This window comes from Hymenobacter glaciei (assembly GCF_039539585.1).
GTDB classification, from domain to species: Bacteria; Bacteroidota; Bacteroidia; order Cytophagales; family Hymenobacteraceae; genus Hymenobacter; species Hymenobacter glaciei.
Map to the genome: position 1 here is coordinate 180,440 of NZ_BAABDK010000010.1, position 25,227 is coordinate 205,666.

Annotated in this window: 38 protein-coding genes; 33 read left to right on the forward strand and 5 right to left on the reverse strand. The window is 57.0% G+C overall.

Features of this window, described 5'->3' with window-relative positions; genetic code table 11:
- Positions 1–7 precede the first annotated feature (7 nt).
- The 14 genes from rplD to ABD837_RS05565 all read left to right on the forward strand — a co-directional run bounded on the left by rplD (position 8) and on the right by ABD837_RS05565 (position 6,758).
- Positions 8–646 (forward strand): 50S ribosomal protein L4, encoded by a 639-nt coding sequence (gene rplD, locus ABD837_RS05500; protein ID WP_345051276.1) that lies wholly within the window; start codon positions 8–10, stop codon positions 644–646.
- Complete coding sequence (gene rplW, locus ABD837_RS05505; protein WP_345051278.1) at positions 646–933, forward strand: 50S ribosomal protein L23; 288 nt, start codon at positions 646–648, stop codon at positions 931–933. The genes rplD and rplW overlap by 1 nt, the downstream gene beginning before the upstream one ends.
- A gap of 44 nt (positions 934–977) precedes the next feature.
- A complete protein-coding gene (gene rplB / locus ABD837_RS05510; RefSeq protein WP_345051280.1) occupies positions 978–1,805 on the forward strand; it encodes a 50S ribosomal protein L2 in 828 nt (275 codons plus the stop codon).
- Between the two features lie 3 nt (positions 1,806–1,808).
- Positions 1,809–2,087, forward strand: a complete 279-nt coding sequence (gene rpsS, locus ABD837_RS05515) for a 30S ribosomal protein S19 (protein WP_068191730.1) — start codon at positions 1,809–1,811, stop codon at positions 2,085–2,087.
- Between the two features lies 1 nt (position 2,088).
- Positions 2,089–2,508, forward strand: coding sequence for a 50S ribosomal protein L22 (rplV, locus tag ABD837_RS05520; RefSeq protein ID WP_345051284.1), 420 nt, complete (start codon positions 2,089–2,091; stop codon positions 2,506–2,508).
- 6 nt (positions 2,509–2,514) lie between these two features.
- Complete coding sequence (gene rpsC / locus ABD837_RS05525; protein ID WP_092676431.1) at positions 2,515–3,405, forward strand: 30S ribosomal protein S3; 891 nt, start codon at positions 2,515–2,517, stop codon at positions 3,403–3,405.
- Between the two features lie 152 nt (positions 3,406–3,557).
- On the forward strand, positions 3,558–3,983 hold the full coding sequence (rplP, locus tag ABD837_RS05530) for a 50S ribosomal protein L16 (RefSeq protein WP_035567899.1): 426 nt from the start codon (positions 3,558–3,560) through the stop codon (positions 3,981–3,983).
- Between the two features lie 3 nt (positions 3,984–3,986).
- Positions 3,987–4,199: a 50S ribosomal protein L29 gene (gene rpmC, locus ABD837_RS05535; protein WP_345051291.1), complete on the forward strand. Its 213-nt coding sequence runs from the start codon at positions 3,987–3,989 to the stop codon at positions 4,197–4,199.
- Between the two features lie 5 nt (positions 4,200–4,204).
- Complete coding sequence (gene rpsQ / locus ABD837_RS05540; protein ID WP_168672178.1) at positions 4,205–4,504, forward strand: 30S ribosomal protein S17; 300 nt, start codon at positions 4,205–4,207, stop codon at positions 4,502–4,504.
- A gap of 9 nt (positions 4,505–4,513) precedes the next feature.
- Entirely contained in the window at positions 4,514–4,882 is a 369-nt protein-coding gene (gene rplN, locus ABD837_RS05545; RefSeq protein ID WP_188561967.1) for a 50S ribosomal protein L14, read from the forward strand.
- Between the two features lie 3 nt (positions 4,883–4,885).
- Positions 4,886–5,227: a 50S ribosomal protein L24 gene (gene rplX / locus ABD837_RS05550; protein WP_345051300.1), complete on the forward strand. Its 342-nt coding sequence runs from the start codon at positions 4,886–4,888 to the stop codon at positions 5,225–5,227.
- Between the two features lie 15 nt (positions 5,228–5,242).
- A complete protein-coding gene (gene rplE / locus ABD837_RS05555; protein ID WP_345051303.1) occupies positions 5,243–5,797 on the forward strand; it encodes a 50S ribosomal protein L5 in 555 nt (184 codons plus the stop codon).
- A gap of 12 nt (positions 5,798–5,809) precedes the next feature.
- Entirely contained in the window at positions 5,810–6,079 is a 270-nt protein-coding gene (gene rpsN / locus ABD837_RS05560; RefSeq protein ID WP_035567891.1) for a 30S ribosomal protein S14, read from the forward strand.
- Between the two features lie 130 nt (positions 6,080–6,209).
- Entirely contained in the window at positions 6,210–6,758 is a 549-nt protein-coding gene (locus tag ABD837_RS05565; RefSeq protein ID WP_345051307.1) for a hypothetical protein, read from the forward strand.
- A gap of 414 nt (positions 6,759–7,172) precedes the next feature.
- Here ABD837_RS05565 and ABD837_RS05570 read toward each other — a convergent pair whose 3' ends face one another.
- Complete coding sequence (locus tag ABD837_RS05570) at positions 7,173–7,898, reverse strand: hypothetical protein (protein ID WP_345051310.1); 726 nt, start codon at positions 7,896–7,898, stop codon at positions 7,173–7,175.
- A 236-nt stretch (positions 7,899–8,134) separates the two neighbouring features.
- On the opposite strand from ABD837_RS05570, the gene lepB reads away from it, so the two are divergent.
- From lepB to rplQ, 16 genes are all read left to right on the forward strand, one after another.
- Positions 8,135–9,250 (forward strand): signal peptidase I, encoded by a 1,116-nt coding sequence (gene lepB, locus ABD837_RS05575; RefSeq protein WP_345051312.1) that lies wholly within the window; start codon positions 8,135–8,137, stop codon positions 9,248–9,250.
- Positions 9,251–9,527: 277 nt separating this feature from the next.
- Positions 9,528–9,926, forward strand: coding sequence for a 30S ribosomal protein S8 (rpsH, locus tag ABD837_RS05580; protein ID WP_068191741.1), 399 nt, complete (start codon positions 9,528–9,530; stop codon positions 9,924–9,926).
- A 27-nt stretch (positions 9,927–9,953) separates the two neighbouring features.
- A complete protein-coding gene (rplF, locus tag ABD837_RS05585) occupies positions 9,954–10,508 on the forward strand; it encodes a 50S ribosomal protein L6 (RefSeq protein WP_345051315.1) in 555 nt (184 codons plus the stop codon).
- Between the two features lie 9 nt (positions 10,509–10,517).
- On the forward strand, positions 10,518–10,868 hold the full coding sequence (gene rplR, locus ABD837_RS05590; RefSeq protein WP_210521205.1) for a 50S ribosomal protein L18: 351 nt from the start codon (positions 10,518–10,520) through the stop codon (positions 10,866–10,868).
- A 90-nt stretch (positions 10,869–10,958) separates the two neighbouring features.
- On the forward strand, positions 10,959–11,450 hold the full coding sequence (rpsE, locus tag ABD837_RS05595; RefSeq protein WP_035567955.1) for a 30S ribosomal protein S5: 492 nt from the start codon (positions 10,959–10,961) through the stop codon (positions 11,448–11,450).
- Positions 11,451–11,455: 5 nt separating this feature from the next.
- On the forward strand, positions 11,456–11,635 hold the full coding sequence (gene rpmD, locus ABD837_RS05600; protein ID WP_168672170.1) for a 50S ribosomal protein L30: 180 nt from the start codon (positions 11,456–11,458) through the stop codon (positions 11,633–11,635).
- 13 nt (positions 11,636–11,648) lie between these two features.
- On the forward strand, positions 11,649–12,098 hold the full coding sequence (rplO, locus tag ABD837_RS05605) for a 50S ribosomal protein L15 (protein WP_342297508.1): 450 nt from the start codon (positions 11,649–11,651) through the stop codon (positions 12,096–12,098).
- Between the two features lie 15 nt (positions 12,099–12,113).
- Positions 12,114–13,433, forward strand: coding sequence for a preprotein translocase subunit SecY (secY, locus tag ABD837_RS05610; RefSeq protein WP_345051323.1), 1,320 nt, complete (start codon positions 12,114–12,116; stop codon positions 13,431–13,433).
- Positions 13,434–13,441: 8 nt separating this feature from the next.
- Entirely contained in the window at positions 13,442–14,227 is a 786-nt protein-coding gene (map, locus tag ABD837_RS05615) for a type I methionyl aminopeptidase (protein ID WP_345051325.1), read from the forward strand.
- A gap of 5 nt (positions 14,228–14,232) precedes the next feature.
- The gene (gene infA / locus ABD837_RS05620) at positions 14,233–14,451 is read left to right on the forward strand and encodes a translation initiation factor IF-1 (protein ID WP_035567874.1); all 219 of its coding nucleotides are present in this window, start codon (positions 14,233–14,235) and stop codon (positions 14,449–14,451) included.
- A gap of 21 nt (positions 14,452–14,472) precedes the next feature.
- Complete coding sequence (rpmJ, locus tag ABD837_RS05625; protein WP_046246595.1) at positions 14,473–14,589, forward strand: 50S ribosomal protein L36; 117 nt, start codon at positions 14,473–14,475, stop codon at positions 14,587–14,589.
- Between the two features lie 111 nt (positions 14,590–14,700).
- Complete coding sequence (gene rpsM / locus ABD837_RS05630) at positions 14,701–15,078, forward strand: 30S ribosomal protein S13 (protein ID WP_035567870.1); 378 nt, start codon at positions 14,701–14,703, stop codon at positions 15,076–15,078.
- Between the two features lie 87 nt (positions 15,079–15,165).
- Positions 15,166–15,558, forward strand: a complete 393-nt coding sequence (gene rpsK / locus ABD837_RS05635) for a 30S ribosomal protein S11 (RefSeq protein WP_035567868.1) — start codon at positions 15,166–15,168, stop codon at positions 15,556–15,558.
- 26 nt (positions 15,559–15,584) lie between these two features.
- On the forward strand, positions 15,585–16,190 hold the full coding sequence (rpsD, locus tag ABD837_RS05640; RefSeq protein WP_210521201.1) for a 30S ribosomal protein S4: 606 nt from the start codon (positions 15,585–15,587) through the stop codon (positions 16,188–16,190).
- Positions 16,191–16,280: 90 nt separating this feature from the next.
- Positions 16,281–17,270, forward strand: coding sequence for a DNA-directed RNA polymerase subunit alpha (locus tag ABD837_RS05645; protein WP_345051368.1), 990 nt, complete (start codon positions 16,281–16,283; stop codon positions 17,268–17,270).
- Positions 17,271–17,456: 186 nt separating this feature from the next.
- A complete protein-coding gene (gene rplQ / locus ABD837_RS05650) occupies positions 17,457–18,062 on the forward strand; it encodes a 50S ribosomal protein L17 (RefSeq protein ID WP_345051370.1) in 606 nt (201 codons plus the stop codon).
- A gap of 114 nt (positions 18,063–18,176) precedes the next feature.
- Here the strand turns inward: rplQ and ABD837_RS05655 are convergent, their stop codons facing one another.
- Positions 18,177–19,091: a hypothetical protein gene (locus tag ABD837_RS05655; protein ID WP_345051373.1), complete on the reverse strand. Its 915-nt coding sequence runs from the start codon at positions 19,089–19,091 to the stop codon at positions 18,177–18,179.
- Positions 19,092–19,135: 44 nt separating this feature from the next.
- Positions 19,136–19,360 carry a membrane protein insertion efficiency factor YidD gene (gene yidD / locus ABD837_RS05660; protein WP_345051376.1) on the reverse strand — a complete coding sequence of 75 codons (225 nt, stop codon included), beginning with the start codon at positions 19,358–19,360 and terminating at the stop codon, positions 19,136–19,138.
- Between the two features lie 115 nt (positions 19,361–19,475).
- Here yidD and ABD837_RS05665 point away from each other — a divergent pair, with 115 nt between their 5' ends.
- Entirely contained in the window at positions 19,476–20,615 is a 1,140-nt protein-coding gene (locus ABD837_RS05665) for a DUF4357 domain-containing protein (RefSeq protein ID WP_345051379.1), read from the forward strand.
- Between the two features lie 9 nt (positions 20,616–20,624).
- On the opposite strand, the gene ABD837_RS05670 is transcribed toward ABD837_RS05665, so the two are convergent.
- A complete protein-coding gene (locus ABD837_RS05670; RefSeq protein ID WP_345051382.1) occupies positions 20,625–21,359 on the reverse strand; it encodes a M48 family metallopeptidase in 735 nt (244 codons plus the stop codon).
- Positions 21,360–21,545: 186 nt separating this feature from the next.
- Between ABD837_RS05670 and ABD837_RS05675 the strand changes: the two genes are divergently transcribed.
- The gene (locus tag ABD837_RS05675) at positions 21,546–22,460 is read left to right on the forward strand and encodes a hypothetical protein (RefSeq protein ID WP_345051385.1); all 915 of its coding nucleotides are present in this window, start codon (positions 21,546–21,548) and stop codon (positions 22,458–22,460) included.
- Positions 22,461–22,631: 171 nt separating this feature from the next.
- A complete protein-coding gene (locus tag ABD837_RS05680) occupies positions 22,632–24,704 on the forward strand; it encodes a ComEA family DNA-binding protein (protein ID WP_345051388.1) in 2,073 nt (690 codons plus the stop codon).
- 36 nt (positions 24,705–24,740) lie between these two features.
- Here the strand turns inward: ABD837_RS05680 and ABD837_RS05685 are convergent, their stop codons facing one another.
- On the reverse strand, positions 24,741–25,178 hold the full coding sequence (locus tag ABD837_RS05685) for a hypothetical protein (protein WP_345051390.1): 438 nt from the start codon (positions 25,176–25,178) through the stop codon (positions 24,741–24,743).
- Positions 25,179–25,227 lie beyond the last annotated feature (49 nt).

The following is a 25,227-nucleotide window of genomic DNA, read 5'->3' on the forward strand; positions in this document are numbered from 1 at the left end:
CGATACGATGGAACTCGCAGTATATAGCCTTAAAGGCGAAGACACCGGCCGCAAGGTGACCCTGTCTGACGCCATCTTCGGTCTCGAAGTAAACGAGCACGTGATGTACCTGGACGTGAAGCAGTACCTGGCCAACCAGCGCCAGGGCACGCACAAGTCCAAGCAGCGCAACGAGGTGCACGGCACCACGAAGAAACTGAAGAAGCAGAAAGGCACGGGCGGCGCCCGCGCCGGCAGCATGAAGTCGGGTGTGTTCGTTGGTGGTGGCCGGATGTTCGGTCCGCAGCCCCGCGACTACAACTTCAAGCTCAACAAGAAGACCAAGCGCGTAGCACGCCTCTCGGCTCTGTCGAGCCTGGCGAAGGATGGCAAAATCTCCATCGTGGAGAACATTGCCATGACTGCTCCCCGCACCAAGGACTTCGTTGCCATCATGGACGGCCTCAAGCTGAACAATGGCAAGAAGACCATGCTGGTTACCGGTGAGGTAAACAAGAACGTGCTCCTCAGCGCCCGCAACCTGCAGAAAGTGAAAGTGTCGACGCCGATTGGCCTCAACACCCACGATTTGCTGAACACGGACACGCTGCTGATTTCGGAAGACGGCATGGCTTCATTGGTTCAACTCTATAGCACCGCCGAATAATGAGCACGCTGAAACGCCCCATCGTCACCGAAAAGGCCACCGGCCTCAACGAGAAAGGTCGCTACACCTTCGAAGTGGAGCGCACCGCCAACAAAGTGCAAATCAAGAAGGACATCGAAACGCTGTACGGCGTGACCGTGACCGACATCAACACGATGCGCACCATTGGCAAAATCAAGTCGAAAGGTACCAAAGGCGGCCAGGTTTCCGGCCGTCGTTCCAATGGCAAGAAAGCCATTGTGACGGTTAAAGAAGGCGATGTAATCGACTTCTATAGCAACCTCTAGGCTTCGCCTTAATTCTTCCGCCGCAAAAGCACAACTAGCTAGTAATGGCACTTAAAAAACTCAGACCAACAACCCCAGGGCAACGCCACCGCGTTGCACCGGTGTTCGACCAGATTACGACGTCGACCCCGGAGAAGTCTTTGATGACTTCCCTCCCCAAATCGGGTGGCCGGAACTCTTCCGGTAAAATGTCCAACCGCTACATCGGCGGTGGTCATAAAACCCAGTATCGTATCGTGGACTTCAAGCGTGACAAGGCCGGTGTGCCCGCCACGGTGAAGACCATCGAGTACGACCCCAACCGGACCGCCCGCATCGCCCTGCTCAGCTACGCTGACGGCGAGAAGCGTTACATCATCGCTCCCGCCGGCATGCAGGTAGGCGCGAAGATTGTATCGGGCCCCGGCGTGGCTCCCGAAGTGGGCAATACCTTGCCGCTGCGCGAGATTCCCCTCGGTACCATCCTCCACAACATCGAATTGCAGCCCGGCCAGGGTGCAGCAATGGCCCGCTCGGCCGGTACCTACGCCCAAATCGTAGCCCGCGAAGAGAAGTACGCCACGCTGAAACTGCCTTCCGGCGAGATGCGCATGGTGCTCGTTACCTGCATGGCTACCGTTGGTACCGTGTCGAATGGCGACCACATGAACACCGTGATGGGTAAGGCTGGCCGGAACCGGTGGGCTGGTCGTCGTCCCCGCGTTCGTGGTGTGGTTATGAACCCTGTCGACCACCCCATGGGTGGTGGCGAAGGCAAGTCGTCGGGTGGTCACCCACGGAGCCGCAACGGTATTTTGGCCAAGGGCCAGAAGACCCGCAACAAGAACAAGTATTCGGAGAACCTGATTGTGAGCCGCAAAGGCAAGAAGTAATATATGGCACGTTCACTCAAAAAAGGGCCGTACATTGACTTCCGGCTGGAAAAGAAAGTCACGGCACTCGAAACGGCTGGTAAGAAATCGGTGGTAAAGACTTGGTCGCGCCGCTCGATGATTTCCCCCGATTTCGTTGGCCACACGTTCGCTGTTCACAACGGCAATAAGTTCATCCCGGTGTATGTGACCGAGAACATGGTAGGGCACAAGTTGGGCGAATTTGCCCCGACGCGTAACTTCCGTGGTCACGTCGCCAAAAAAGATAAAGGCAAGCGCTAAGATGGAAGCAGTAGCAAAACTCCGCAATGTGCCGACCTCGCCTCGTAAGATGCGACTGGTGGCCGACCTCGTGCGCGGCAAGAAAGTGACCCAGGCCCTCGGCCTGTTGCGCTTCGAAGCCAACATCGGCGCCGAGAAGATTGAGAAACTGCTCCTGTCGGCCTTGGCCAACTGGCAGCAGCACAACGAAGAAGAGCGGATTGAGGACGCAAACCTCTACATCAGCGAAATCTTCGTGGACGAAGGACGCCAGCTGAAGCGCCTGCGCCCCGCCCCCCAGGGCCGTGGCCACCGCATCCGCAAGCGCAGCAACCACGTGACGTTGAAAATCGACACGAAGGTTGAAAAGCTGAAAAAGACCACCGAGCACGCTAAGCAAGTTGGTACTACCGATAATCCTAAGGCCGACGCCAAATCCTAAGTTAATATGGGACAGAAAGTAAATCCGGTTGGCTTCCGCTTGGGAGTAATCAAAGGCTGGGACTCCAACTGGTACGGCGGCAAGGACTTCGCCGAGAAATTGGTGGAGGACGAGAAAATCCGCAAGTACATCAATGCGCGCATTCAGAAAGGTGGCATCAGCCGCATTGTGATTGAGCGCACCCTGAAGCGCATCACCATCACCATCAACACGGCGCGTCCGGGTGTGGTAATTGGTAAAGGCGGCCAGGAAGTTGACAAGATAAAGGACGAGCTGAAGCAAATCACCAGCAAAGACGTTCAAATCAACATCTTCGAAATCAAGCGTCCGGAGTTGGATGCCAAGCTGGTCGGCGAAAGCATCGCCCAGCAGCTGGCCGCTCGTATCTCCTTCCGTCGCGCCATGAAAATGTCGATTCAGGCCGCCATGCGTGTTGGTGCCGAAGGCATCAAGATTCAGTGCGGTGGCCGTCTCGGCGGTGCGGAGATTGCCCGTTCGGAGCAGTACAAAGAAGGTCGTACGCCGCTGCACACCCTGCGCGCCGATATCGACTACGCTTTGTCGGAAGCTCAGACCGTGTATGGCAAAATCGGCATCAAGGTGTGGGTAATGCGCGGTGAGGTGTTCGGCAAGCCCGACCTCTCGCCCAACCAGCAGCTTACCAACCCCGGTGGCGATGCCGGTGGACGTCGTGACGACCGTGGCCCCCGTGGCGAGCGTCGTGAAGGCGACCGCGGCCCGCGTCGTGACGGTGGTGCTGGTGGCCGTGGTGGCAACGACCGTGGCGGCAACGCCGGCGGTGGTGCTCCCCGCGGCGACAACGCTGGTCCCCGCCGCAACGGCCCCGCCCAAGGTGGTGGAGCTGCCGGTGGTGCCGCTCGCGGCCCGCGTCGCTAGACGTTTCTAATAAGAACGTCATGCAGAGCGTAGCGAAGCATCTTGCGTGTTTCGTTGCAATCAGCATTGATTAGTGGTGGCACGCGAGATGCTTCGCTGCGCTCTGCATGACGGTCTAACTCTTCTTCTGAATTCTTTAAAATTTCAATAACATGTTACAACCGAAAAGGACCAAGTATCGCAAGATGCAAAAGGGTCGCGTAACAGGCCTCGCCTACCGCGGCAGCTCCATCGACTTCGGTTCGTTCGCTATCAAGTCGCTGGAAGTGTCTTGGATTACGGCTCGCCAAATTGAGGCTGCCCGTATTGCCATGACCCGCGCCATGAAACGCGAAGGGCAAGTATGGATTCGCATTTTCCCCGACAAACCCATTACCAAGAAGCCTGCTGAAGTGCGGATGGGTAAGGGCAAAGGCTCGCCCGAGTATTGGGTAGCCTGCGTGAAGCCGGGTCAAATCATGTTCGAGTCGGACGGCGTATCGCTGGAAGTAGCCAAGGAGTCGCTGCGTCTCGCGGCTCAGAAGCTGCCGGTTCGTACTTCATTCGTGGTTCGCCGCGACTACACGGACGCCGCCTAAGTCATGAAGAACAAGACCGACCACAAAGGCCTTTCCGCCGACGCGCTGAAAGAGCAAATCAAAACCGAGCAGGCTCAGGGCCAGCAGCTGCGTTTCGCTCATGCGATTTCGCCCCTGGAAAACCCCGCCCGCCTCAAGGCCAACCGTAAGAACGTCGCCCGTTTGCTCACCGAGCAGACCCGCCGGAACAACGAGCAGGCCTCTAACCCCGCTTAATTCCGATGGCAACCGACGTAACAACCCAAGACCAAACCGCTGCTGATGAAGCTTCGCGCAACATGCGCAAAGAAATCACCGGCAAGGTGACGAGCAGCAAGATGGACAAGTCCATCACCGTGGCTGTGGTGCAGAAACAGAAGCACCCCAAGTACGGCAAGTTCGTGACCAAAACCACGAAATTCCACGCCCACGACGAGAAAAACGAGTGCGGCGAAGGCGACACGGTTCTCATCATGAGCACCCGGCCGCTGAGCAAAACCAAGCGGTGGCGCCTGGTGGAAATTATTGAACGCGCTAAATAATCTAACTCGATGATACAGCAAGAATCCCGCCTGACGGTGGCCGACAATAGCGGCGCCAAGGAAGTCCTCTGCATCCGCGTTTTGGGTGGCACGGGCAAGAAATACGCCAGCGTTGGCGACAAGATTGTGGTAGCCATCAAGTCGGCTATCCCTTCGGGCAATGCCAAGAAAGGCACCGTGAGCAAGGCCGTAGTGGTGCGTGTGAAGAAGGAGATTCGTCGTAAAGACGGTTCGTACATCCGCTTCGACGACAACGCTGCCGTGTTGCTCAACAACAACGACGAGCCCCGCGGCACGCGCATCTTCGGCCCAGTGGCCCGCGAGCTGCGTGAGCGTCAGTTCATGAAAATTGTATCCCTAGCCCCCGAAGTACTCTAAGCCATGGCTATCAGAAAAGCAGACCCCGTGCAGCTGCACGTAAAGTCGGGCGATACCGTGAAGGTGATTGCTGGCGACGAAAAGGGCAAAACCGGCGTGATTAAGTCGGTGAACCGGGTAACCCAGCGCGTAACCGTGGAAGGGCTGAACCTGGTGACGAAACACAACAAGCCGAGCGCCAAATCGCCCCAGGGCGGCATCACCAAGATGGAGGCGCCCATGCACGTGAGCAACGTGCAGGCTATCAACCCCACCACCGGTGAGCGGGTGCGCAAAGGCGCCGCAGCGGCTGCAGCTCCGGCTGCGCCTGCGAAGGCCAAGCGTGCCACTGCCAAAACGGCTTAAGCAGCCCCCCGCATCATGGCCCGTCTCAAAGACATTTATAAAAAAGACATCGTACCCGCGCTCCAGGAGAAATTCCAGTTCAAGAGCATCATGCAGGTACCCCGTGTCACCAAAATCTGCATCAACCGTGGCATCGGTGCCGCGGTAGCTGACAAGAAGCTGGTTGACAACGGCGTGGAAGAGCTGACGGTTATCACCGGCCAGAAAGCCATTGCCACCATCGCCAAGAAATCGGTGTCGAACTTTAAGCTCCGCGAAGGCATGCCTATCGGCGCGAAAGTGACCCTGCGCGGCGAGAAAATGTACGAGTTCATGGACCGTCTTCTGACGGTGGCCCTGCCCCGCGTACGTGACTTCAAAGGCATCAACGACAAAGGTTTCGATGGCCGTGGCAACTACACGCTCGGCGTGAAAGAGCAAATCATCTTCCCCGAAATCTCGATTGACAAAATCAAAGGCATCTCGGGCATGGACATCACGTTTGTGACCAGCGCCGAGAACGACGAGCAGAGCTACGAGCTGTTGAAAGCTTTCGGTATGCCCTTCGCCAACGCTAACAAAGAAGCTTAATCTCCCGAACTCATGGCTAAAGAATCCATCAAAGCACGGGAGCGCAAGCGCATTGCCACCGTGGCCCGCTACGCTGAGAAGCGCAAGGCTCTGAAAGCTGCCGGCGACTACGAAGGTCTCGACAAGCTGCCCAAAAACGCTTCGCCCGTGCGCCTGCACAACCGCGACATGATTGACGGCCGCCCCCGCGGCTACATGCGCAAGTTTGGCATCAGCCGCGTGCGTTTCCGCGAAATGGCTCTGGCTGGGAAGATTCCCGGTGTGACCAAGTCGAGCTGGTAGTCCAGCAAGGCTTTTCGCAAGCAATTAGATAGACGCTTCAGCTTCGGCTGGGGCGTCTATTTTTGTTTTACATTAACCTCAACTCAATCTTATGAAAAGGTATCTATACCTCTTGTGTGTATTGCCCATAATGCTTTCCTGTAACGAGCAATCAACTTCTGAAAAGCAGGTTGATGTACCAGCTTTAACACTTAAATCTGTCGCAGAAGCAACGCCTCAATCCACGGTTAATTCGAATGATGCTGCAAGAACAAAGCGTCTGGCTTTGGAAAAGAAATACAATATCGACTCAGGAGCATTAATCAACATTTCCGATATAGCTGGCAAAAGTTTGGCTGGAGTTGAAAAGAAGCTTGGTAAGCCGGATAACGTTGAGAAAGCTAGGCCAAGTGGAACCCCTTGTACAAATGGGGAATGCAAAAAAGCTTTTTTTCAAGGAGGACATTATGAGGTGCTTTTCATCAATGGGAAAGCAGATTGGATAACGATTAATAATGTGTCTGGCTTCGATTTGAACTCAGGTTCCATCAAGCTCCTTGGTTTGCCAAGCGTTCAGCCTGCATTTACAAGTTCGTCTGTTGTGCGATGGACGAATATCAAAGGCATTAAAGAAATTAGCTTTTTCAATAATGGCTCTGACAAAATTGATTACATATACATCAAGGTTAAAACTAAGTAGCGTATTATCATCCAAGTCGCAGCCACTCCCGTTTCCTCAGATGCTGGGGCGGCGGGTGGTGGGGGAGGGGCGGGACTGCATGGGAGGCTGACCACAGCAGTTGCTGCCACTCCAAGTTCCGCTCAGGACTTAAAAACGGCAGTGGTTCAACGTAAGGCGGGGTGGGAACGCGCCACGGCGCGTTCCATCGTTGAACCACCGCGTACCGGCACAGGGCCGAACGCGCCGTGGCGCGTTCCTACGGCACCATTATCCTAAAAACCGTCCAACGGACCTCCACAGAAAAACCCAGGTGCCCGTTGGTATTCCAACAGGGCATCACAGAAAAATAAGAAGGCCCGTAGGACGTCCTACGGGCCTTCTTATTTTTCTGTGATGCCCTGTTGGACGTCCTACGGACCTCCACAGAAAAGTCTAGGGCTGCGTTGGACCGGAAATGGCCCCGGTGGCCGCGGCGGGCTGGTTGTGGGGCAGCGTGGAGAAGTCGAAGTAGGTTTCGGCGCGCTCCGGGGTTTTGTAGTAGTAGGCCAGCAGGGCGGTGTATGCCCCAAAGAGTTCTACGAGTAGGTCGGTTTCGTCGGCGTCGAGGGTGGTAACGGCGGTTTTTACCTGCTTCTTGCGGGCGGCCTGCTGCTTGCGCGACTCGGTGTACTGCTCGGCCAGCGGCTGGGCGGCTTTGAGCAAGTTGGCCCCGTCGGGCACGTCGGCCTTGTGCTCGGCGAGGGATTTCACGAAGCGGTCGAACGAGGTGCCCAGGCCCTTGCGCGAGGCCGAAGAAAACTCGGTGCGCCCGGTTGGAAAAAATTCCTTGAACAGCGTCGGGTTGTCTTCTTCAAGCGCGGCGAAGCTCTTCTTGTAGGCCCGCTTCATAAACTGCTTCACCAGGCTGAAAACAGTGCTGGCGAGCAGGGTTTGCGCCCCGCGCCCGGCGCTGGCTCCGGCCGCCGTAGTAAGGCTGGCATCGAACCCGTCGTAGAGTGGCTGGAGCAGGTCGAGCTGCGGCTTGAAACGGGTGCCATCCTGTTGCAAGGCCTGGATGGTATAGCCAGCCACGGCCTTTAGATTTTGCCGCGACACCACGAGGTAGAGCAGCCAGTTGCGGAATTTGGTGCCGAACAGTTTGGAGGGAGTTTTCGCCATTGGGAATAGGGTAGATAAACCACGGGCAATGTTGCCCGCAGGCACCGTAATAGTAAGCAGGAAAAGCTGGGCAATAGGAGGGAAGGGTGGCGGGTATACTAAGCGGTGCAGTGGAGCGTTCAACCGGTTCGTTTCATCCCCGAAATGGGTTGAATTCACATCACAGGTTTCCTCTATTTTCCTCCTGACCTATGGCCTTTTTTCGCAGAAAACAACTCAATAACACTACCTCTCCCGTGAAGCCGAAAGGCTTGGTCCGGGAATGGGCCAACTCGCTGATTTTTGCGGTGGTGGCCGCCACGCTGCTGCGTTGGTCCGCCGTGGAGGCCTACACCATTCCGTCCGAGAGCATGGAGAACTCGCTGATGGTAGGCGACTACTTATTCGTCAGCAAGCTGCATTACGGCCCCATCACCCCCCAAACGCCCTTGCAGGTGCCCCTCACGCACCAAACCCTCTGGGAAAAGGGACCGCAGAGCTACTCCGACCTCATCCAGCTGCCCACCTTCCGCTTCCCGGGGTTCAGCTCCGTGCAGCGCAACGACATCGTGGTATTCCATGTGCCGCACGAGCAGCAGCGGCCGGCTGATGTGCGCACGAACCTCATCAAGCGCTGCATTGCCGTAGCTGGCGATACGCTGGCCATTCGCCACGGAGAGGTCTTCCTCAATGGCCAGCCCGGTGCGGTAGCCGGCCACCCCCAAACCACCTACTTCTTGGAAGTAGCCGCGCCGAATGATGAAATCGTGGCTGCGCTGCACGCCCAGGGCGTGGTCGACTACCGGGAGCCCGATGGCATCCCCCGCGTGAGCGCCAACCCGGCCACGGGCAAACCCGGTTTCGTCATCAGCTGCCCGGCCGAGGTAGCCGCCTACTTCCGCCGGCAGCCCTACGCAAAGTCGTTCACGGTGGTGCAATACCCGATGCAGCTATTCCCCGACGCGGCCGACTTCGATGTATCACAGGCCGCCAGCGCCACGCCTAACCAGTGGCAGCTCGATGACTATGGGCCCTTGCCTGTACCGAAGAAAGGCCAGTCCATAACCCTGACCCCAGCCAATGCGGCAGTATACTATAAAATCGTGTCGCAGTACGAGCACAACATCGGCATTACTTGGAAGGATGGGATGATTCAGCAGAACGGCCAGCCGCTTACTCGCTACACCATCAAGCAGAACTACTACTTCATGATGGGCGACAACCGCCACAACTCCGAGGACTCGCGCTTCTGGGGTTTCGTGCCGGAGGACCACATCGTGGGCAAGGCCATTTTCGTCTGGCTATCCATCGACCCGTATGCGGACTTTCTGCACAAAGTTCGGTGGAGCCGTCTGTTCCACTCCATCAGTTAAGGTGTCGAGTTGGGCCCGATAATTAATATAGCAGCTACAGCATAGTAGGAATTTCCACTGCCCGCTTGCAAAAGCCCTGTTAGCCTGCTACCTTTGCACTCCCAAAACCTGAGGTTCGCCTCGAAAACCATTTGGCAGGTTGCCAAAAGAAACCATTGGCCGTGCCGTCGCCGGACGTGCCAAGTAGTCTTAACCGAAATTTCGTTGGTCCCGTTGGGCACCCGGCGAAATTTTCTTATCTTTGCGCTCCGAAAAAAGCGGACGTATTTAACAAATAATGAACACTGACCCCATTGCCGACTACCTGACCCGGGTACGCAACGCCATCAAGGCGAACCACCGGGTGGTAGAAATCCCGGCCAGCAACATCAAAAAGGAAATCACGAAAGTGTTGTACCATAAAGGGTACATCCAGTCGTACCGTTTTGATGATTCGTCGGTTCAGGGCACCATCAAAATTGCTCTGAAGTACAACCCGACCACGAAGGCGCCCGCCATCACCAAGTTGCAGCGCGTTTCGACGCCCGGCTTGCGTCAGTACGTGGCTGCCGACAACCTGCCCCGCGTCCTCAGCGGCCTGGGTGTCGCCATCATCTCGACCTCGAAAGGCGTGATGACGGAGAAAGAGTGCAAAACCGAGAACGTGGGCGGCGAGGTGCTGTGCTACGTGTACTAGTCCGGAACCGCTTTAGCAAATTCAATTATGTCACGTATTGGTAAACTGCCGATTTCCGTCCCCGCTGGGGTCGCCATATCGGTCGACAAAGACAACGCGGTGACGGTGAAAGGCCCCAAGGGCTCGCTCACTACGCAAGTAGACCGCGACATCACCGTAGCCATCGAAGACGGTACCCTCACCGTAACCCGCCCCACCGAGCAGAAGCGTCACAAAGCCATGCACGGCCTGTACCGCTCGCTCATCAACAACATGGTGGAAGGCGTAAGCAAAGGCTTCGAGAAGAAGTTGGAGCTGGTAGGCGTAGGTTACAAAGCCTCGCTGGTGGGCAGCACGCTGGAGTTGGCCCTCGGCTACTCGCACAACGTGTACATCGCCCTGCCGGGTGAAGTAACTGCTACGGCCGTTACCGACAAAGGCAAAAACCCGATTGTTACGCTTAATAGCATCGACAATCAATTGCTGGGCCAGGTGGCCGCCAAAATTCGTTCGCTGCGCAAAGTGGAGCCTTACAAAGGCAAAGGTGTGCGCTTCGTTGGCGAGATTATCCGTCGCAAAGCTGGTAAAACGGCTTCTAAATAAATTCGCATCATGGCATTTGATAAAGCAACTCGCCGCAAGCGGATTCAGCGCATCATCCGCACGAAAGTGTCCGGTACCACGGAGCGTCCGCGCCTGTCGGTGTTCCGCAGCAACACGGGCATTTATGCTCAGATTATCGACGACACAACCGGCCGCACCCTGGCTGCCGCAACGTCGAAAAAAGTAACCGCCGAAGGTGGCAACGGTGTGGCTCTGGCTGCTGCCGTAGGCCGGCAAATCGCCGCCGTAGCCCAGGAGAAAGGCATCACGAAAGTGGTGTTCGACCGCTCGGGTTACCTCTACCACGGTCGCGTAAAATCATTGGCTGAAGGTGCTCGCGAAGGCGGCCTCAATTTCTAAACTATCATGGCGCAAGAACGCGACAACAATCGTCCTGGCGGAGACCGTCAGCGCAGCAACGACCGCGACCGGAACAAGGACAACTCCCGCATGGGTGCTGACTCCGACTTCAAAGAAAAAGTAGTAGCCATCAACCGCGTAGCGAAGGTGGTGAAAGGCGGTCGCCGCTTTAGCTTCTCTGCCATCGTGGTAGTAGGCGACGGCAACGGCAACGTAGGCTACGGCCTCGGCAAAGCCAACGAAGTAACCGACGCCATTGCCAAAGGCATTGACGACGCCAAGAAGAACGTGGTGAAAGTGCCGATGTACAAGCACACCGTTCCTCACCTCATGGAAGGCCGTTACGGCGGTGGTTTCGTGCTCATCCAGCCCGCAGCGGCTGGTACGGGTGTAATCGCTGGCGGTGCCATGCGTGCCGTGTTCGAGAGCGCCGGTATCAAGGATGTGCTGGCGAAGTCGAAAGGCTCGTCGAATCCTCACAACGTGGTAAAAGCGACGTTTGCAGCCCTCGCCAAAATGCGCGACCCGTTGCAAATCGCTCAAGCCCGTGGTATTTCTTTGGCCCGCGTTTTTAACGGTTAATTGACATGGCACAAATTCAAGTAAAGCTCGTGCGCAGCGCCATTGACCGCCCCGAGCGTCAGAAGCGCACCGTTCAGTCCCTCGGCCTGAACAAACTCAACAGCACCGCTACCCACGAAGTAAACCCGTCCGTTATGGGCATGGTGAAAAGCGTGCAGCACCTGCTCCAAGTAACCGAACTGTAAGACTATTATCGTCATGCTCAATCTAAGCAATTTATCGCCTGCCTACGGCTCGACTAAAAACGAGAAGCGGATTGGCCGGGGCGAAGGCTCCACGCGCGGTGGCACGTCGACCCGTGGTCACAAAGGCGCCAAGTCGCGTTCGGGCTACAAGCGCAAGTCCGGTTTTGAAGGTGGCCAGATGCCCCTCCAGCGCCGTGTGCCTAAGTTCGGCTTCACGAACATCAACCGTGTAGAGTATAAAGCCATCAACCTCGATGCGCTGGCTACCCTCCTCGAAAAGAACAGCGCCACTACGATGGATGCTGCCTACTTCGTGGCTAACGGCTTGGTTTCCAAGAACGCGAAAATCAAAATCCTCGGTCGCGGTGAAATCGCCACGGCTGTAGAAGTTCATGCTCACGCATTCTCGAAGTCGGCTGTTGAAGCCATCGAGAAGGCGGGCGGCAAAGCGGTAACGCTCTAATAGCTACCTTCGGCAATGAATAAGTTTATCGAATCGATAAAAAACATTTTTGCGATTGAGGATTTGCGTACGCGAATCCTCAATACGCTTTTCTTCATTGCCATCTATCGCCTAGGCGTTTACGTGGTGTTGCCGGGCGTTGACCCCACCCAACTCAAGACGGGTGCCCAAGGTCTGTTTGGCATTCTGGATACGCTGCTCGGTGGCGCATTCAGCCACGCGTCCATCTTTGCGTTGGGCATCATGCCCTACATCTCGGCGTCGATTGTATTGCAGCTGCTCACCATCGCCGTGCCCTACTTCCAGAAACTCCAGAAGGAAGGTGAATCGGGACGTAAGAAAATTAACCAATATACCCGGGTTCTCACGATTCCGATTGTGTTGGCCCAGTCGGTTGGCTTCATCGCCACCATTAACGCGGAGGCCATCATCAACCCCGGCACGTTCTTCACCGTCTCGACCATGATTATCATCACGGCCGGCACGTTGTTCTGCATGTGGCTAGGCGAGAAAATCACGGATAAAGGCATCGGCAACGGTATCTCCATGATTATCATGATTGGTATCGTGTCGCGTCTCCCCGGTGCTATCATCGGTGAGGCTGCTGCTAAAGGCGTGAACAAGTCCCTCATCTTCCTGCTGGAAATGGTGGTGCTGTTCCTCGTGGTAATGGCAGTTATTGTGCTCACGCAAGCTGTTCGCCGCATCGCGGTGCAGTACGCCAAGCAGGTAGGAGGCACCACGCAGTTGGATGCGCAGCGTCAGTTCATCCCCCTCAAAGTGAATGCAGCTGGTGTAATGCCTATCATTTTCGCGCAGTCGCTGATGTTCGTGCCGGCCATTCTGGCTTCGGTGTGGAATAACCAGAGCGACGTGGCTATGTACATCGGTACGAAGTTCTCGGATTATACTTCGTGGCAGTACAACCTGACTTTCGGCTTGCTGATTATCATCTTCACTTACTTCTACACTGCCATCAGCGTCAATCCGAACCAGATTGCCGATGACCTGAAACGAAGCGGTGGTTTCGTGCCTGGCGTGAAACCTGGCCGGGACACCTCGGAATACATCGATGAAATCCTGACGCGCATCACCCTGCCGGGTGCCGTGGCGCTGGCCCTCATCGCCATCTTCCCCGCTATTGCCCTACTATTGGGTGTTACCCGTCCGTTCTCGGCTTTCTATGGTGGCACGTCACTCATCATCATGGTGGGGGTAGTGCTCGACACAGTAAACCAGGTACAGAGCTACTTGTTGATGCAGCACTACGACGGCATGATGAAATCGGGTAAGCTGCGCGGTCGCACGGCACAGCCCATTTCCATTGCCTCGTAACTACAGCAATGGCAAGCGGTAGTATTCAATACAAGACCGAGGAAGAAATTGACCTCATCCGCGCCAGTGCATTAGTGCTGGCCAAGGCTCACGGCGAAGTCGCGAGCATGGTGAAGGAAGGAGTGACGACGCGGCAGCTTGATAAGCGCGCGGAGGAATTCATCCGGGACCACGGTGGAGTGCCATCTTTCAAAGGCTATAATAAGTTTCCCTACAGCCTGTGCCTCTCGCCGAACTCGGTGGTGGTGCACGGGTTCGCCACCGATGAACCGCTAAAGAGTGGCGACATCCTTTCGGTGGACTGTGGGGTTTTCCTGAATGGTTTTCATTCAGATAGTGCTTACACCTATCCAATCGGGGAGGTGGCGCCGGAAGTGCTGATGCTGCTGCGGGAAACCAAAGCGTCGCTGTACAAAGGCATCGAACAAGCCGTGAGCGGCAACCGCGTGGGCGACATCAGTTTCGCCATTCAGAACCATGTGGCCCCGATGGGTTACGGGGTTGTGAGGGAGCTGGTCGGCCACGGAGTTGGCGCGAAGCTGCACGAGAAACCCGAAGTGCCAAATTATGGCAAGCGGGGTTCCGGGCCGCTCTTGCAAACGGGTCTGGTCATCGCCATTGAGCCGATGGTGAACCTAGGCAAGAAGGACGTGGTGCAAGAGGCGGATGGCTGGACTATTCGCACCAAGGACCGCAAAGCCTCGGCGCACTTCGAGCACACCATAGTAGTAAGAAAAGAAAAGGCGGAGATTCTCACCTCCTTTGAGTACATAGAAAAAGCATTGCAGCAGTAGCCCTTATGGCAAAACAAGCCTCGATTGAGCAGGACGGAACCATCCTGGAAGCCCTTTCTAACGCCATGTTCCGCGTGGAATTGGAGAACGGTCACCAACTGATTGCCCACATTTCGGGCAAGATGCGGATGCACTACATCAAGATTCTGCCCGGCGACAAGGTGAAACTGGAAATGTCTCCTTACGACTTGTCTAAGGGGCGCATCAAGTATCGTTATAAATAAACCCGTTTCTCTCCATAGGTCATGAAAGTAAAAACCTCGGTGAAAAAGCGTAGCGTGGACTGCAAACTAGTCCGCCGTAATGGCAAGCTCTACGTCATCAACAAGAAAAACCCACGCTTCAAACAGCGTCAGGGTTAATTCAATTTTTAGAACCCCGGAACCTTGGGTAATGGGTCGTTGGTTATTCACCTCCGGCCCGCCTTCCAAGCGGTTGCCGGGTTTCTGTCCGCAAACACATAACCACACACAATGGCTCGTATCGCAGGGGTTGATATCCCGGACAACAAGCGCGGCGAAATTTCGCTGACCTACATTTTCGGCATTGGCCGGAGCAACGCCAGCAAGATTCTGGTAAAGGCTGGCATCGATGTCAATAAAAAGGTGAAGGACTGGACCGACGAGGAGTCGGGTGCTGTCCGCGCCATTATTGCCGCCGAGCATAAGACCGAAGGCGTGCTGCGCTCGGAAGTAACGACGAACATCAAGCGTTTGATGGACATCGGCTGCTACCGTGGTCTGCGTCACCGCAAAGGTCTGCCAGTTCGTGGTCAGCGCACCAAGAACAACTCGCGTACCCGCAAGGGCAAGCGTAAGACGGTGGCCGGCAAGAAGAAGGCAACTAAATAAACTTAACCGGGAATCGGCGCTGGCTCTGGTGAGTAATGCACTCGCGCAGCCAGTGCCAACACCTCCCGCATTTTTTGCGATAACCAAATGGCACAAAAAAGAAAAGACAAAGCCAAGAAGCGCGTTGTCGTGGTGGAGCAGGTGGGCCAGGTACACATCCGTGCCTCGTTCAACAACATCATCATCTCGATTACGAACAATAACGGTCAAGTGATTTCGTGGGCTTCGGCCGGCAAAATGGGCTTCCGTGGTTCGAAGAAAAACACGCCCTACGCCGCACAAATGGCGATGAGCGACTGCGGTAAAGTAGCCCACGACCTGGGTATGCGCAAAGCCGAAGTATTTGTTAAAGGTCCAGGCTCGGGCCGTGAGTCGGCCATCCGCGCCCTCGGTAACGTGGGTATTGAGGTGACCACCATCCGCGACGTAACGCCGCTGCCGCACAACGGCTGCCGCCCCCCCAAGCGTCGTCGCGTTTAGTTTTTCACTTCAGAAATTAGATTACAATGGCACGTTATACCGGCCCTACCTCAAAAATTGCCCGTCGCTTCAACGAGCCGATTTTCGGCCCGAGCAAAGCGCTCAACAAGAAAGCCTATCCTCCGGGCCAGCACGGCCGTGGTCGTCGCAAGAAGCAGTCGGAGTACGCTGTCCAGCTGATGGAGAAGCAGAAGGTGAAGTACATGTACGGCATGTTGGAGAAGCAATTCGAAAACCTGTTCCACAAAGCAGCAGCACTCCCCGGCATCACCGGCGACAACCTGCTCGCCCTGCTGGAAGCCCGTCTGGACAACGCTGTGTACCGTTTGGGCATCGCCTCGACGCGTCGTGCTGCTCGCCAGCTCGTTGGTCACAAGCACATCACCGTGAACGGTGAAGTGGTGAACATCCCTTCGTACCACCTCCGTCCCGGCGACATCGTGGCCGTGCGTGAGAAGTCGAAGTCGCTGGAAGCCATCACCACGAGCCTGTCGGTTCGCAACTCGCGCCAGTTCTCCTGGCTGGAGTGGGACGGCAAAGAACTGGCTGGCAAGTTCATCAACGCCCCCGCTCGTGAGCTGATTCCGGAGAAAATCACTGAGCAGCTCATCGTCGAACTGTATTCGAAGTAATTAGCGCTACTGGTAGCGGCCCGGCAGTTTGTCGGGCCGCTCTTGTGCTTATACTTTACCAATTTTTTTCTAATTTTTTACGCCCCACATATGTCAATCTTAGCTTTTCAGATGCCGGAGAAAGTGGTGATGGAGAAATCCGACGACTTCACCGGGACGTTTGAATTTAAGCCGCTCGAGAAGGGCTACGGCGTCACCATCGGCAATGCGCTGCGTCGCATTCTGTTGTCGTCGTTGGAGGGTTTCGCCATTACGTCGGTGCGCACCAACAGCGTGCTGCACGAGTTTTCGACCATCGAAGGGGTGATTGAGGACATGTCCGAAATCATCCTGAACCTGAAGATGGTCCGTTTCAAGAAAACGAGCGATGCCATCTCGGATAAAATTACGGTGCGCGTGAAAGGCCAGGATACCTTCTCGGGCGCTGATATTGCCAAGTTCGCCAGCGGTTTCGAAGTACTGAACCCCGACCACGTAATTGCTCACCTCGACACCAACACGGAGTTGGAGTTTGAGCTGACGATTGCCCGCGGTCGTGGCTACGTGCCCGCCGACGAGAACAAGCCAGCTGACCAGGTTTTCGGTCAGATTGCCATCGACGCTATCTACACGCCTATCAAGAACGTGAAGTACAGCATCGAGAACACCCGCGTGGAGCAAAAGACCGACTATGAGAAGCTCGTTATCGAGATTCAGACCGACGGTTCGATTCACCCGGAGGACGCGTTGAAAGGTGCGGCCAATATCCTCATTCAGCACTTCATGCTGTTCTCGGACAACACGATGACCCTCGAAGGTCCGCGCGTGACCGAAGACGAGCCGATTGATGAGGAAACCATGCAGATGCGCAAGATGCTTAAGACTCCGTTGGAGGACATGGAGCTCAGCGTACGTGCCAAGAACTGCCTCAAGGCTGCCGACATCAAGACGATGGGTGAATTGGTGCAGCTCGAAATTGCCGACATGATGAAGTTCCGCAACTTCGGCAAGAAGAGCCTGACTGAGCTGGAAAACCTCGTTGAAGAGCGTGGTTTGGAGTTCGGAATGGACCTGGGCAAGTATCGCCTGGACGAAGACTAGAGTTATAATGTGGAGATGTGAGAATGTGGAAATGTGAGCCTCGCGCTCAGCCCACAACTTTCACATCTCCACATTTTTTTTATTTTCACATTTATCCACAGTGTGCCCCAGGGGCAGCGGTTCTAATGAGGCTTCAAGAGCCCGCCGTGGTCGCCGCCCGCAAGCACACACTTTTTCAAACGACCGATGCGTCACGGAAGAAAAATCAACCACCTGGGCCGGACTACCGCCCACCGCCACGCCATGTTGTCGAACATGTCGTCTTCGCTCATCCTGTACAAGCGCGTTACCACCACGGTAGCCAAGGCCAAGGCCCTGCGTAAGTACATCGAGCCCCTGCTGACCAAGTCGAAAGACGATACGACGCACTCGCGCCGTATGGTGTTCGCCGCGCTGCAGGACAAAGAGTCGATTAAGGAGCTGTTTGGCAACATCTCGGGCAAAATCGCTAACCGTCCCGGTGGCTATACCCGCATCCTGAAGCTGAGCGATACCCGTCTGGGTGACAACGCTGAGATGTGCATCATTGAATTGGTGGACTTCAACGAGACCCTGATTGAGTCGAAGCAGGCTGCTTCGGAGAAGGCCGCTGCTGGTACGACCCGTCGTTCGCGCAGCCGTGGTGGCAAGAAAGCTGCTGGCGACGCTGCTACTTCGGCTACCGAAGTAACCGGCGAAGCTGTAGCTCCTGCCGCTGTAGTTGAGGCATCGGCTCAGGCTGATACCGCTACCACAACCGTTAAAGCTGGCGAGAGCCGCGAAGAAGCTAAGGCTGACGAAGCCGGTGCTTAATTCGTAGCGCAAGCTGCTAAATAGAAAGGGACGCTCCGTGAGGGGCGTCCCTTTTTGTATTTGTTGGGCTTCAATCTCGGCTTTTCAGTGGGCTTAGCAACCCTTTCCCGAGCGTTATCGAGGTAATGTGTATTCGTACAGGTCACCCTTTTCAGTGCTGATGAGCAGCGTGTCGTTGTCTTTGAAGACCGCGCCCTCGGTTTGGCCGGCTCCTTCCAACGACACCTGGCGGGGGGTGGCTTTTAGAATATCGGCCCAGGTGTTGCCATCAAGGATGAACAATTGGCCCCGGCCCAGCAAAACCAGACGGTGACCATCGGCGCGCAGGGCAGCATCGGTTACCTGGCCGGGGATGGCGAGGGTGGTAACCAGCTTGGCGGTGTAGGTGCCGGGCTGCTCCGGTACAGTATAAACCTTGCTGGCCTGGTCTTGTGCGCGGTCTTTGGTGAAGAGCCAGACCTGACCATCCTGCCAGAGGCTGGCTTCGACGTCGAAGTTGCGCTGCTTTTTCTTGGGTGGAAATTCGTTTTGGTCCGGATACGTGAAGGAAATGGTACCTACTGATTTCGGCGCGTCGGGCCGGAATTTATAGATTTTCAGGTCGTGGCGAGTCGACTCGTTGTTCCCGCAGTCGCCAATGTAGTAGTTGCCGTTGCCGTCGCGACTGAGGCTTTCCCAATCGCGATTATCAGCAGGCACTTCAATAGTGCGGGTCAGGTTGCCTGCACCATTGATTTCGTAAAGGGTAGGGGAGTTGCCCTCATCGCCGAAGCTAAAGTAGCTTCCTGTATTGGGGGAGGGAGCGAGGCCGGAGCTTTCAGGTACTGTGCCTTTGAGCGAACCTACTTTCCGAAGGCCAGGAATGGCAGCAGCGGCGTCTTTATCCTTGCGGCGGTCGCCGCCTTTGGGCATGCCGCGAGACGATTGCCCAGCGGCACCTTTATCGGCTGGAATATCGGGCTGTGCCTGCGAGCAGGCAGTGGTGAGCAGGAAGGCCAAGGCGGCCGGCAGCAAGGGAATAAAGCGCATTAAGCAAAACAGAAAGTTGAATCTGGCTATACGCAGGCCATTGCTCAGGGTACGGGGTCGTAGCCGTGGCCGCCCCACGGGTGACAACTGGCAATGCGGCGTAGGGCCAGTCGCCCGCCGCGCCACGGCCCGTACTTGCCGATGGCCTGCGCCGCATACGCCGAGCACGTGGGCACGTAGCGGCAACTCGGCGCGGTGAGTGGCGAGATAAAGCGCTGGTAAAACCAAACGAGGGAGAGGAAGAGCGCGCGGAAGAAGCGGGAAAACATGGATGCGAAGGTAGGGCCGTTGGCTACAGGAGCGTAAACCAACCGTTTAATTCGATGGAGAGTCGTAAGTCGCTTTCTTTGCGCACCGCTAACCGCTACCTGCTACCTGCTTCTAATGCACGAAATACTACTCGATATCCGCCAGCGCCTGCTAAACAACGAGTACCACAATGAGGAGCACGTCAGGCTGGCTTTGGTGGCCCGGGTGGTGCAGGCATTGGGCTGGGATATCTGGAATCCAACGGAGGTTTATACGGAATTTAAAGCCACTAAAAAAGAAGACAATACCCGCGTTGATGTGGCATTGTTTACCCACGACTTTGAGGCAACGGCAGTGTTCATCGAGTGCAAAGCTGTCGGTGCATTTGCGGCTGATTTGGCGGCCGTCGAGAAGCAGTTACGCGACTATAATCGTGACCACACGGCCCTGTTCACGGTGATTACCGATGGTCGGCACTGGCGCTTTTATTTCTCATTTACCAGCGGTGAGTTTAAAGACAAGCTATTCTGCAAGTTCGATTTGTTGGAAGATGGCATTGAAGAAATGGCAGGTTACCTCGAAACCTTTCTGCACCGGGAAAACATCCTCAACCGTTCGGCCCGCCAAAAAGCCGAAGCCTATCTGATGCTGGGTAAAAAAGAGCGGGCCATGAAAGACGTACTGCCCGATGCGCAAAAACTAGTGTCGCTGCCGCCATTTCCAGCGCTGCCCCAGGCACTGGTAAGTCTGCTAGCGGCAAAGGGGCTCACCATTACTGCTGCCGAAGCGCAGGCGTTTCTTGTGGGAGGTAGTTTCGCACCCGCAGTGCCTGCGGCCCTCGCCATTCCTAAATCAATTATAGCCAAATCCACGTCTACGGCTGCTACTAAATCTGTGGCGGCCAAACAGCCAAAGTCGTCAGCAAACGTTTCTAGGACGGGTGAATCGGTGGAATTTGTGCTGGTGTTAAATCGGCTTAGCATACGGGCCATTGCCGATTGGGACTCGGCTACTCGCAAGCTACGGGTACGTGCCGGCTCCACCGCGATGCTGCGCGACCGGGATAGTTTAACTGGAGCCAGTGTGGCATTACGCAAGCAGTTGTTGGAAGAGAAGATTCTGATGCCGCTGTCCGACCGTCTTGAATTTCGACAGGATTACACGTTTGACAGTGCCATGCAAGCAGCCGCCGTCGTCTGCGGCTACTCTGTAAATGCGAAACAAGCCTGGCGCGACCCAGCAGATAAGCCGCTGGCTGATTACCTAAACGGCTAGCACCTGGCACTACTTCGGCAGCGCGTTCAACTCGGCTTTCCAGCGTTGCCAGTCGGGTAGCAGGCGGGTTTGCAGGTCGTAGAACGCCAGGGAATGGTCGCCGACCAGCAAGTGGCAGCATTCGTGCAGCAGTACGTAGTCGAGGCACCCGGGGCTTGCGCGTACCAATTCAGGCGATAAGCGAATGCGGGCCGAGCGCGGCGTGCAGCTACCCCAGCGGGTGCGCATCTGGCGGACTGACAATGTAGGGCGGGTGAGGTTGAATTCGGCGAAACGGGGCCACACGCGAGCCAGCGACGCGGCGAATAGTGGGCCGGCTTGCTGGGCGTACCAGGCGTGAAGCAGCGCTTCGGTTTGGGTAGCCGATAATGGCTGAGGTGCGGAAACGACCAACCCGTCATCAACCAACGCTACTGTGGGGCGAGCCGCTTCAGCTAGGCTTAATTGGTATGGCTTGCCTTGGTAATAGTGCGGGCTACCGGCCTCAAAGCGGCGGGTGGGGGCCGGGGCCGGGCGGTTGGCGAAAGTCTGCTGATGTTTGAGAATCCAGTCGGCTTTTTTGAGTACCTGCTGGGCCACCCACTCGGGCGAGGTACCGGCCGGGGCGCTGATGTGCACGCTGCCATCGGGGCGCACGGCGAAGCCGAGGGAACGCCGGGACCGGAACACGAGGGTGTAGTGCAGGGACTGGTTCTGGTAGGCGAGGGTTTCGTGGCGGGGAGCGGCAGAAAAGGGGCGAGGCATGCAGTGAGAACGGAGGGTAAACGAGTGAAACGTCCCGCAAAATTCGGCGAATTAGGCCGTTTGGAACCGGGGCGACAGGGAGTAACCAATGAGCGTAGAAATTAATTTCGGTCGAGCTTCCAGCAATGGCTTCCCACGTGCTACCTTACTGCTATGGAACACTGTTTACCTCGGTATTTTTCTATTATGGGAGTTGTTTTGAGCTTGGTAGCCTTGTTGCCAGCTGGCGTAGCACAGGCCCAGGGTAACGGCCCGGGTGTGCGCGGGGCCCGGGCCGCTGCGCTAAGCAATGCCTCGGTGGCCATTGGCGGCGACGTGTGGAGCATGGGCAACAACGTAGCTGGACTAGGCGAGGTGCAACGCCCTACGGTGGGCTTTTATGGCGAAAACCGCTACTTCAGCGCGGGCCTGAACGTGGCGGCGCTCAACCTTGCTTTACCGGTTGGCCGGCAGCCTGCCGCAACTGCAGACGCGGCGGCCGTAATGCCGGGAGCCGAGGGCGGTTCGAATGTGCCGGCCCCACGGCCTTGGGCGCGACTTGGTGTGGTGGGCTTGGAGGCACAGCGCTTCGGCGGACAACTGTACAATGAAACGCGGGTGGGCCTCGGGTACGGCTACCGGTTTGGACAAATCAGCCTGGGGGCGCGTGTTGATGTGCTGCAAGTGAGCATTGAGGGCCTGGGCAGCCGACGCGTGGCCATGGGCACGCTGGGCGGGCAAATTGAAGTGTTGCCACGTCGCCTCAGCTTTGGAGCGGCACTCTACAACATCAGCCAGACCAAGCTGGCCAGCTACCAGGACGAGCGGGTGCCGACCATCCTGAAGGCCGGGTTGGCTTACCGGCCGGGTACGCAGGTGCTGCTGCTGGTGGAAGCTGAAAAGGACGTGGAGCGTGACGCCAATTTTAAGGTGGGCCTGGAATACCGGCCGGTACCAGTGCTGGCGGCACGGCTGGGGCTGGCCTCGCTCACGGAGCAGGCCAGCGCGGGCATTGGCGTGCTGGCGGGGGCGTTTCAGATTGACTATGCAGCGACTTTTCAGCAGGCGTTGGGCTTTAGCCAGCACCTGAGTGTGAGCAAGGCCTGGGGTAAAGGGCAATGAGCAGTTAGCAAGGAGTAATGACTAATGCATAGCTAACGGAGGACGATGAAGAAATTTTACCCTTTTGCGGGGAGCTTATTGACCGGGGATGTAAGGAAATGGTTACGTAACCGAAGCTTTGGCCACCCTAGTCTGCTTGTTTTAGCTTGTTTACTGTTTACTGCGCAGGCAGTGCACAGCCAGGAATACGTGCGCCGCGCGCCCGATTTGGACCGCCTGACGCAGGAGCTTTTTGCCGAAATTCAGTCCGATGATGTCCCCTACGAGGACCTTTACGAAACGCTGCTGCAGTATTACCAAACGCCTATTAACCTCAATACTGCCACCCGGGAGGAACTGCGCTCGCTGCTGCTGCTAAACGAAAACCAGATAACCACCCTGCTGAACCACCGCCAGGCGAATGGCGACCTGATAAGCGTGTATGAGCTGCAAAGCATCGAGGGCTACGACTTGCGCACTATTGCCCGCATTCTGCCCTTTGTGAGTGTGCAGAGCAGCGGTGCCGGGAGCCGGGGCAACCTGTGGCAGCGCATCGCCCACGAAGACAACAACGCGATGTACCTGCGCTACGAGCGGGTGCTGCAGCAGCGGCAGGGCTACACGCCACCTACCATCTACCAAGGGCAGCCTACTACGCGCTACCTCGGCTCGGCCGACAAGGTGCTGCTGCGCTACCGGGTGAGCCACACCAAGGATTTCAGCGTGGGCTTTTCGATGGAGAAGGATGCTGGCGAGCAGCTTATCTGGAACCCGCAGAATGGGCAGTTCGGGGCCGACTATGTATCGGCGCACTTGCTGCTGCAGGAACGCGGGAAGCTGAAGGCGCTGGCGCTGGGCGACTACCAGCTGCAGTTCGGGCAGGGGCTGCTGCTGTCGTCGGGGCTGGGCGTGGGCAAAGGGGCTGAAACGATTACCACCCTGCGGCGTTCGTCGGTGGGCGTGCGGGCGTATTCGTCGCTGCTCGAAAACACGTTTTTCCGGGGTGGGGCAGCCACGTACCAGGTGGCGCCTACGGTGCAGGCCACCGCGTTTGCCTCGCACAAGAACGTGGACGCCAACCTGCAGCAGAGCCGAGATTCGCTGGCGCAGTTCGATGAGTTTACTTCGGGGCTGCTGTACACGGGCTTCCACCGCACGGCCTCGGAACTGGCCAACCGGCATCGCCTGGCCGAAACGGTGGGCGGCGGCAACGCCACCTACACCAGTCGCAATGGCAACCTGGCCATTGGAGCCACGGGCGTGTTCACGCACTACGGCACAGCCATTCTCAAGCGGCCCGAGCCCTACAATTATTTCGAATTTAGCGGCCGCGAGAACCTGGCCCTGAGCCTGAACTACAGCTACGTGTACCGCAACTTTCTGCTGTTTGGCGAAACGGCGCGCACTACCGGCGGCGGACTGGGCACCGTGAACGGGCTGTTGGCCAGCCTCGGTTCGAGCGTGGATGCGGCCCTGTTGGTGCGCCACTACGACCCCACCTTCCACACCCTCTACGGCAACGCATTCAGCGAAAACACCCGCAACATCAACGAAACCGGCGTGTACATTGGCATGAAGGTGCGCCCCGTAGCCAAGTGGGAAATTTCAGCCTACTACGACCAGTTCCGGTTTCCGTGGCTGCGCTACCGGGCCAGCGCGCCCACCGACGGGCACGATGCTTTGCTGCGCGTGGCGTACACGCCCACCAAAACCAGCCTGCTCTACGTGCAGCTGCGCCAGCGCCTGAAGCCCCGCGACCTGAGCACGGCTGACCTCACAAACCTGAGCCCCGGCCGGGCCGTGCCGCTGCCCGGCGAGCAGCTGCGCCAAAGCATTCTGGTGTACTACAACACGGCGCCCAGCACTGCCCTGGAACTGCGCACCCGGCTCCAGGCTATGCGCCTGCGCGACGATACCGGCCTAGCCTGGCGTAGCGGCTTCGCGCTGGCGCAGGATGTAGGCTACCAGTTCAACCGCTCGCTCAAACTCACGGCGCGCTACGCCATTTTCGACGCCGACGACTACGATACCCGCCAGTACGTGTATGAGCAGGACGTGCTGTTGGCGGTATCAGTGCCGGCCCTCTATGGGCAGGGCACACGGATGTACGGCATTGCGGAAATCCGGCTCAACCGCAACATTACCCTCTGGCTGCGCTATGCCGAGACCCGCTACCGCCACCAGGACATTGTGGGCTCGGGGCTGGAATCTATTCAGGGCTCGTTGCGCAGCGAGGTGAAGGCACAACTGCGGGTGAAGTTCTAAGCAGTGATGGTAACGGCTGCGGGGGCTGCACCGACACTATTTGCCGGCTTTTTCGCGGGCATCAGCCTCTTCCCGAATCTTGCGGAAACGAGCCCGAATCATCTGGCGGCGTTCTTCCTGCGCCGGAGTCAGAATGCTTTTGAGTTGGGTTTCGTATTGCGTCTCAATGGCGGCGCCTTCCGCCTGCAGGGTGCTGTGGTCGCGTAGGCCGTTGTGCTTCACCAAAAGGTCGCGCCGGGCCTGCGACCACGAGCGCGCGGCTGCACGCACGCGGGTTGTTTGCGCAGGGCTGAGCGTGAGCTGGCCGGTGAGCTGGTCGGCCGTGCGAGCGGCTTCCAGCTCCGGGTTCATCTCGGCGGCTGATACGCGCACGCGCTGCACGCCCATGGTGGCTGGTACGGGCTGGGTTGTTTGGGCGCTGGCGGCAAGAGTATTGCCCAGCAGCGCCAAGCTCAGTAGAAAGGTTTTATTCATTGCTGGGAAAGGAAACCTGATGAATGTGGGGGCGAGAAGACAGCCAATG

What these genes read in the sequence shown, in the direction of transcription:
- rplD (WP_345051276.1), top strand. Translation starts at nt 8, where the DNA reads ATGGAACTCGCAGTATATAGCCTTAAAGGCGAAGACACCGGCCGCAAG.
- rplW (WP_345051278.1), top strand. Translation starts at nt 646, where the DNA reads ATGAGCACGCTGAAACGCCCCATCGTCACCGAAAAGGCCACCGGCCTC.
- rplB (WP_345051280.1), top strand. Translation starts at nt 978, where the DNA reads ATGGCACTTAAAAAACTCAGACCAACAACCCCAGGGCAACGCCACCGC.
- rpsS (WP_068191730.1), top strand. Translation starts at nt 1,809, where the DNA reads ATGGCACGTTCACTCAAAAAAGGGCCGTACATTGACTTCCGGCTGGAA.
- rplV (WP_345051284.1), top strand. Translation starts at nt 2,089, where the DNA reads ATGGAAGCAGTAGCAAAACTCCGCAATGTGCCGACCTCGCCTCGTAAG.
- rpsC (WP_092676431.1), top strand. Translation starts at nt 2,515, where the DNA reads ATGGGACAGAAAGTAAATCCGGTTGGCTTCCGCTTGGGAGTAATCAAA.
- rplP (WP_035567899.1), top strand. Translation starts at nt 3,558, where the DNA reads ATGTTACAACCGAAAAGGACCAAGTATCGCAAGATGCAAAAGGGTCGC.
- rpmC (WP_345051291.1), top strand. Translation starts at nt 3,987, where the DNA reads ATGAAGAACAAGACCGACCACAAAGGCCTTTCCGCCGACGCGCTGAAA.
- rpsQ (WP_168672178.1), top strand. Translation starts at nt 4,205, where the DNA reads ATGGCAACCGACGTAACAACCCAAGACCAAACCGCTGCTGATGAAGCT.
- rplN (WP_188561967.1), top strand. Translation starts at nt 4,514, where the DNA reads ATGATACAGCAAGAATCCCGCCTGACGGTGGCCGACAATAGCGGCGCC.
- rplX (WP_345051300.1), top strand. Translation starts at nt 4,886, where the DNA reads ATGGCTATCAGAAAAGCAGACCCCGTGCAGCTGCACGTAAAGTCGGGC.
- rplE (WP_345051303.1), top strand. Translation starts at nt 5,243, where the DNA reads ATGGCCCGTCTCAAAGACATTTATAAAAAAGACATCGTACCCGCGCTC.
- rpsN (WP_035567891.1), top strand. Translation starts at nt 5,810, where the DNA reads ATGGCTAAAGAATCCATCAAAGCACGGGAGCGCAAGCGCATTGCCACC.
- ABD837_RS05565 (WP_345051307.1), top strand. Translation starts at nt 6,210, where the DNA reads ATGCTTTCCTGTAACGAGCAATCAACTTCTGAAAAGCAGGTTGATGTA.
- ABD837_RS05570 (WP_345051310.1), bottom strand. Translation starts at nt 7,898, where the DNA reads ATGGCGAAAACTCCCTCCAAACTGTTCGGCACCAAATTCCGCAACTGG.
- rpsH (WP_068191741.1), top strand. Translation starts at nt 9,528, where the DNA reads ATGAACACTGACCCCATTGCCGACTACCTGACCCGGGTACGCAACGCC.
- rplF (WP_345051315.1), top strand. Translation starts at nt 9,954, where the DNA reads ATGTCACGTATTGGTAAACTGCCGATTTCCGTCCCCGCTGGGGTCGCC.
- rplR (WP_210521205.1), top strand. Translation starts at nt 10,518, where the DNA reads ATGGCATTTGATAAAGCAACTCGCCGCAAGCGGATTCAGCGCATCATC.
- rpsE (WP_035567955.1), top strand. Translation starts at nt 10,959, where the DNA reads ATGGGTGCTGACTCCGACTTCAAAGAAAAAGTAGTAGCCATCAACCGC.
- rpmD (WP_168672170.1), top strand. Translation starts at nt 11,456, where the DNA reads ATGGCACAAATTCAAGTAAAGCTCGTGCGCAGCGCCATTGACCGCCCC.
- rplO (WP_342297508.1), top strand. Translation starts at nt 11,649, where the DNA reads ATGCTCAATCTAAGCAATTTATCGCCTGCCTACGGCTCGACTAAAAAC.
- secY (WP_345051323.1), top strand. Translation starts at nt 12,114, where the DNA reads ATGAATAAGTTTATCGAATCGATAAAAAACATTTTTGCGATTGAGGAT.
- map (WP_345051325.1), top strand. Translation starts at nt 13,442, where the DNA reads ATGGCAAGCGGTAGTATTCAATACAAGACCGAGGAAGAAATTGACCTC.
- infA (WP_035567874.1), top strand. Translation starts at nt 14,233, where the DNA reads ATGGCAAAACAAGCCTCGATTGAGCAGGACGGAACCATCCTGGAAGCC.
- rpmJ (WP_046246595.1), top strand. Translation starts at nt 14,473, where the DNA reads ATGAAAGTAAAAACCTCGGTGAAAAAGCGTAGCGTGGACTGCAAACTA.
- rpsM (WP_035567870.1), top strand. Translation starts at nt 14,701, where the DNA reads ATGGCTCGTATCGCAGGGGTTGATATCCCGGACAACAAGCGCGGCGAA.
- rpsK (WP_035567868.1), top strand. Translation starts at nt 15,166, where the DNA reads ATGGCACAAAAAAGAAAAGACAAAGCCAAGAAGCGCGTTGTCGTGGTG.
- rpsD (WP_210521201.1), top strand. Translation starts at nt 15,585, where the DNA reads ATGGCACGTTATACCGGCCCTACCTCAAAAATTGCCCGTCGCTTCAAC.
- ABD837_RS05645 (WP_345051368.1), top strand. Translation starts at nt 16,281, where the DNA reads ATGTCAATCTTAGCTTTTCAGATGCCGGAGAAAGTGGTGATGGAGAAA.
- rplQ (WP_345051370.1), top strand. Translation starts at nt 17,457, where the DNA reads ATGCGTCACGGAAGAAAAATCAACCACCTGGGCCGGACTACCGCCCAC.
- ABD837_RS05655 (WP_345051373.1), bottom strand. Translation starts at nt 19,091, where the DNA reads ATGCGCTTTATTCCCTTGCTGCCGGCCGCCTTGGCCTTCCTGCTCACC.
- yidD (WP_345051376.1), bottom strand. Translation starts at nt 19,360, where the DNA reads ATGTTTTCCCGCTTCTTCCGCGCGCTCTTCCTCTCCCTCGTTTGGTTT.
- ABD837_RS05665 (WP_345051379.1), top strand. Translation starts at nt 19,476, where the DNA reads ATGCACGAAATACTACTCGATATCCGCCAGCGCCTGCTAAACAACGAG.
- ABD837_RS05670 (WP_345051382.1), bottom strand. Translation starts at nt 21,359, where the DNA reads ATGCCTCGCCCCTTTTCTGCCGCTCCCCGCCACGAAACCCTCGCCTAC.
- ABD837_RS05675 (WP_345051385.1), top strand. Translation starts at nt 21,546, where the DNA reads ATGGGAGTTGTTTTGAGCTTGGTAGCCTTGTTGCCAGCTGGCGTAGCA.
- ABD837_RS05685 (WP_345051390.1), bottom strand. Translation starts at nt 25,178, where the DNA reads ATGAATAAAACCTTTCTACTGAGCTTGGCGCTGCTGGGCAATACTCTT.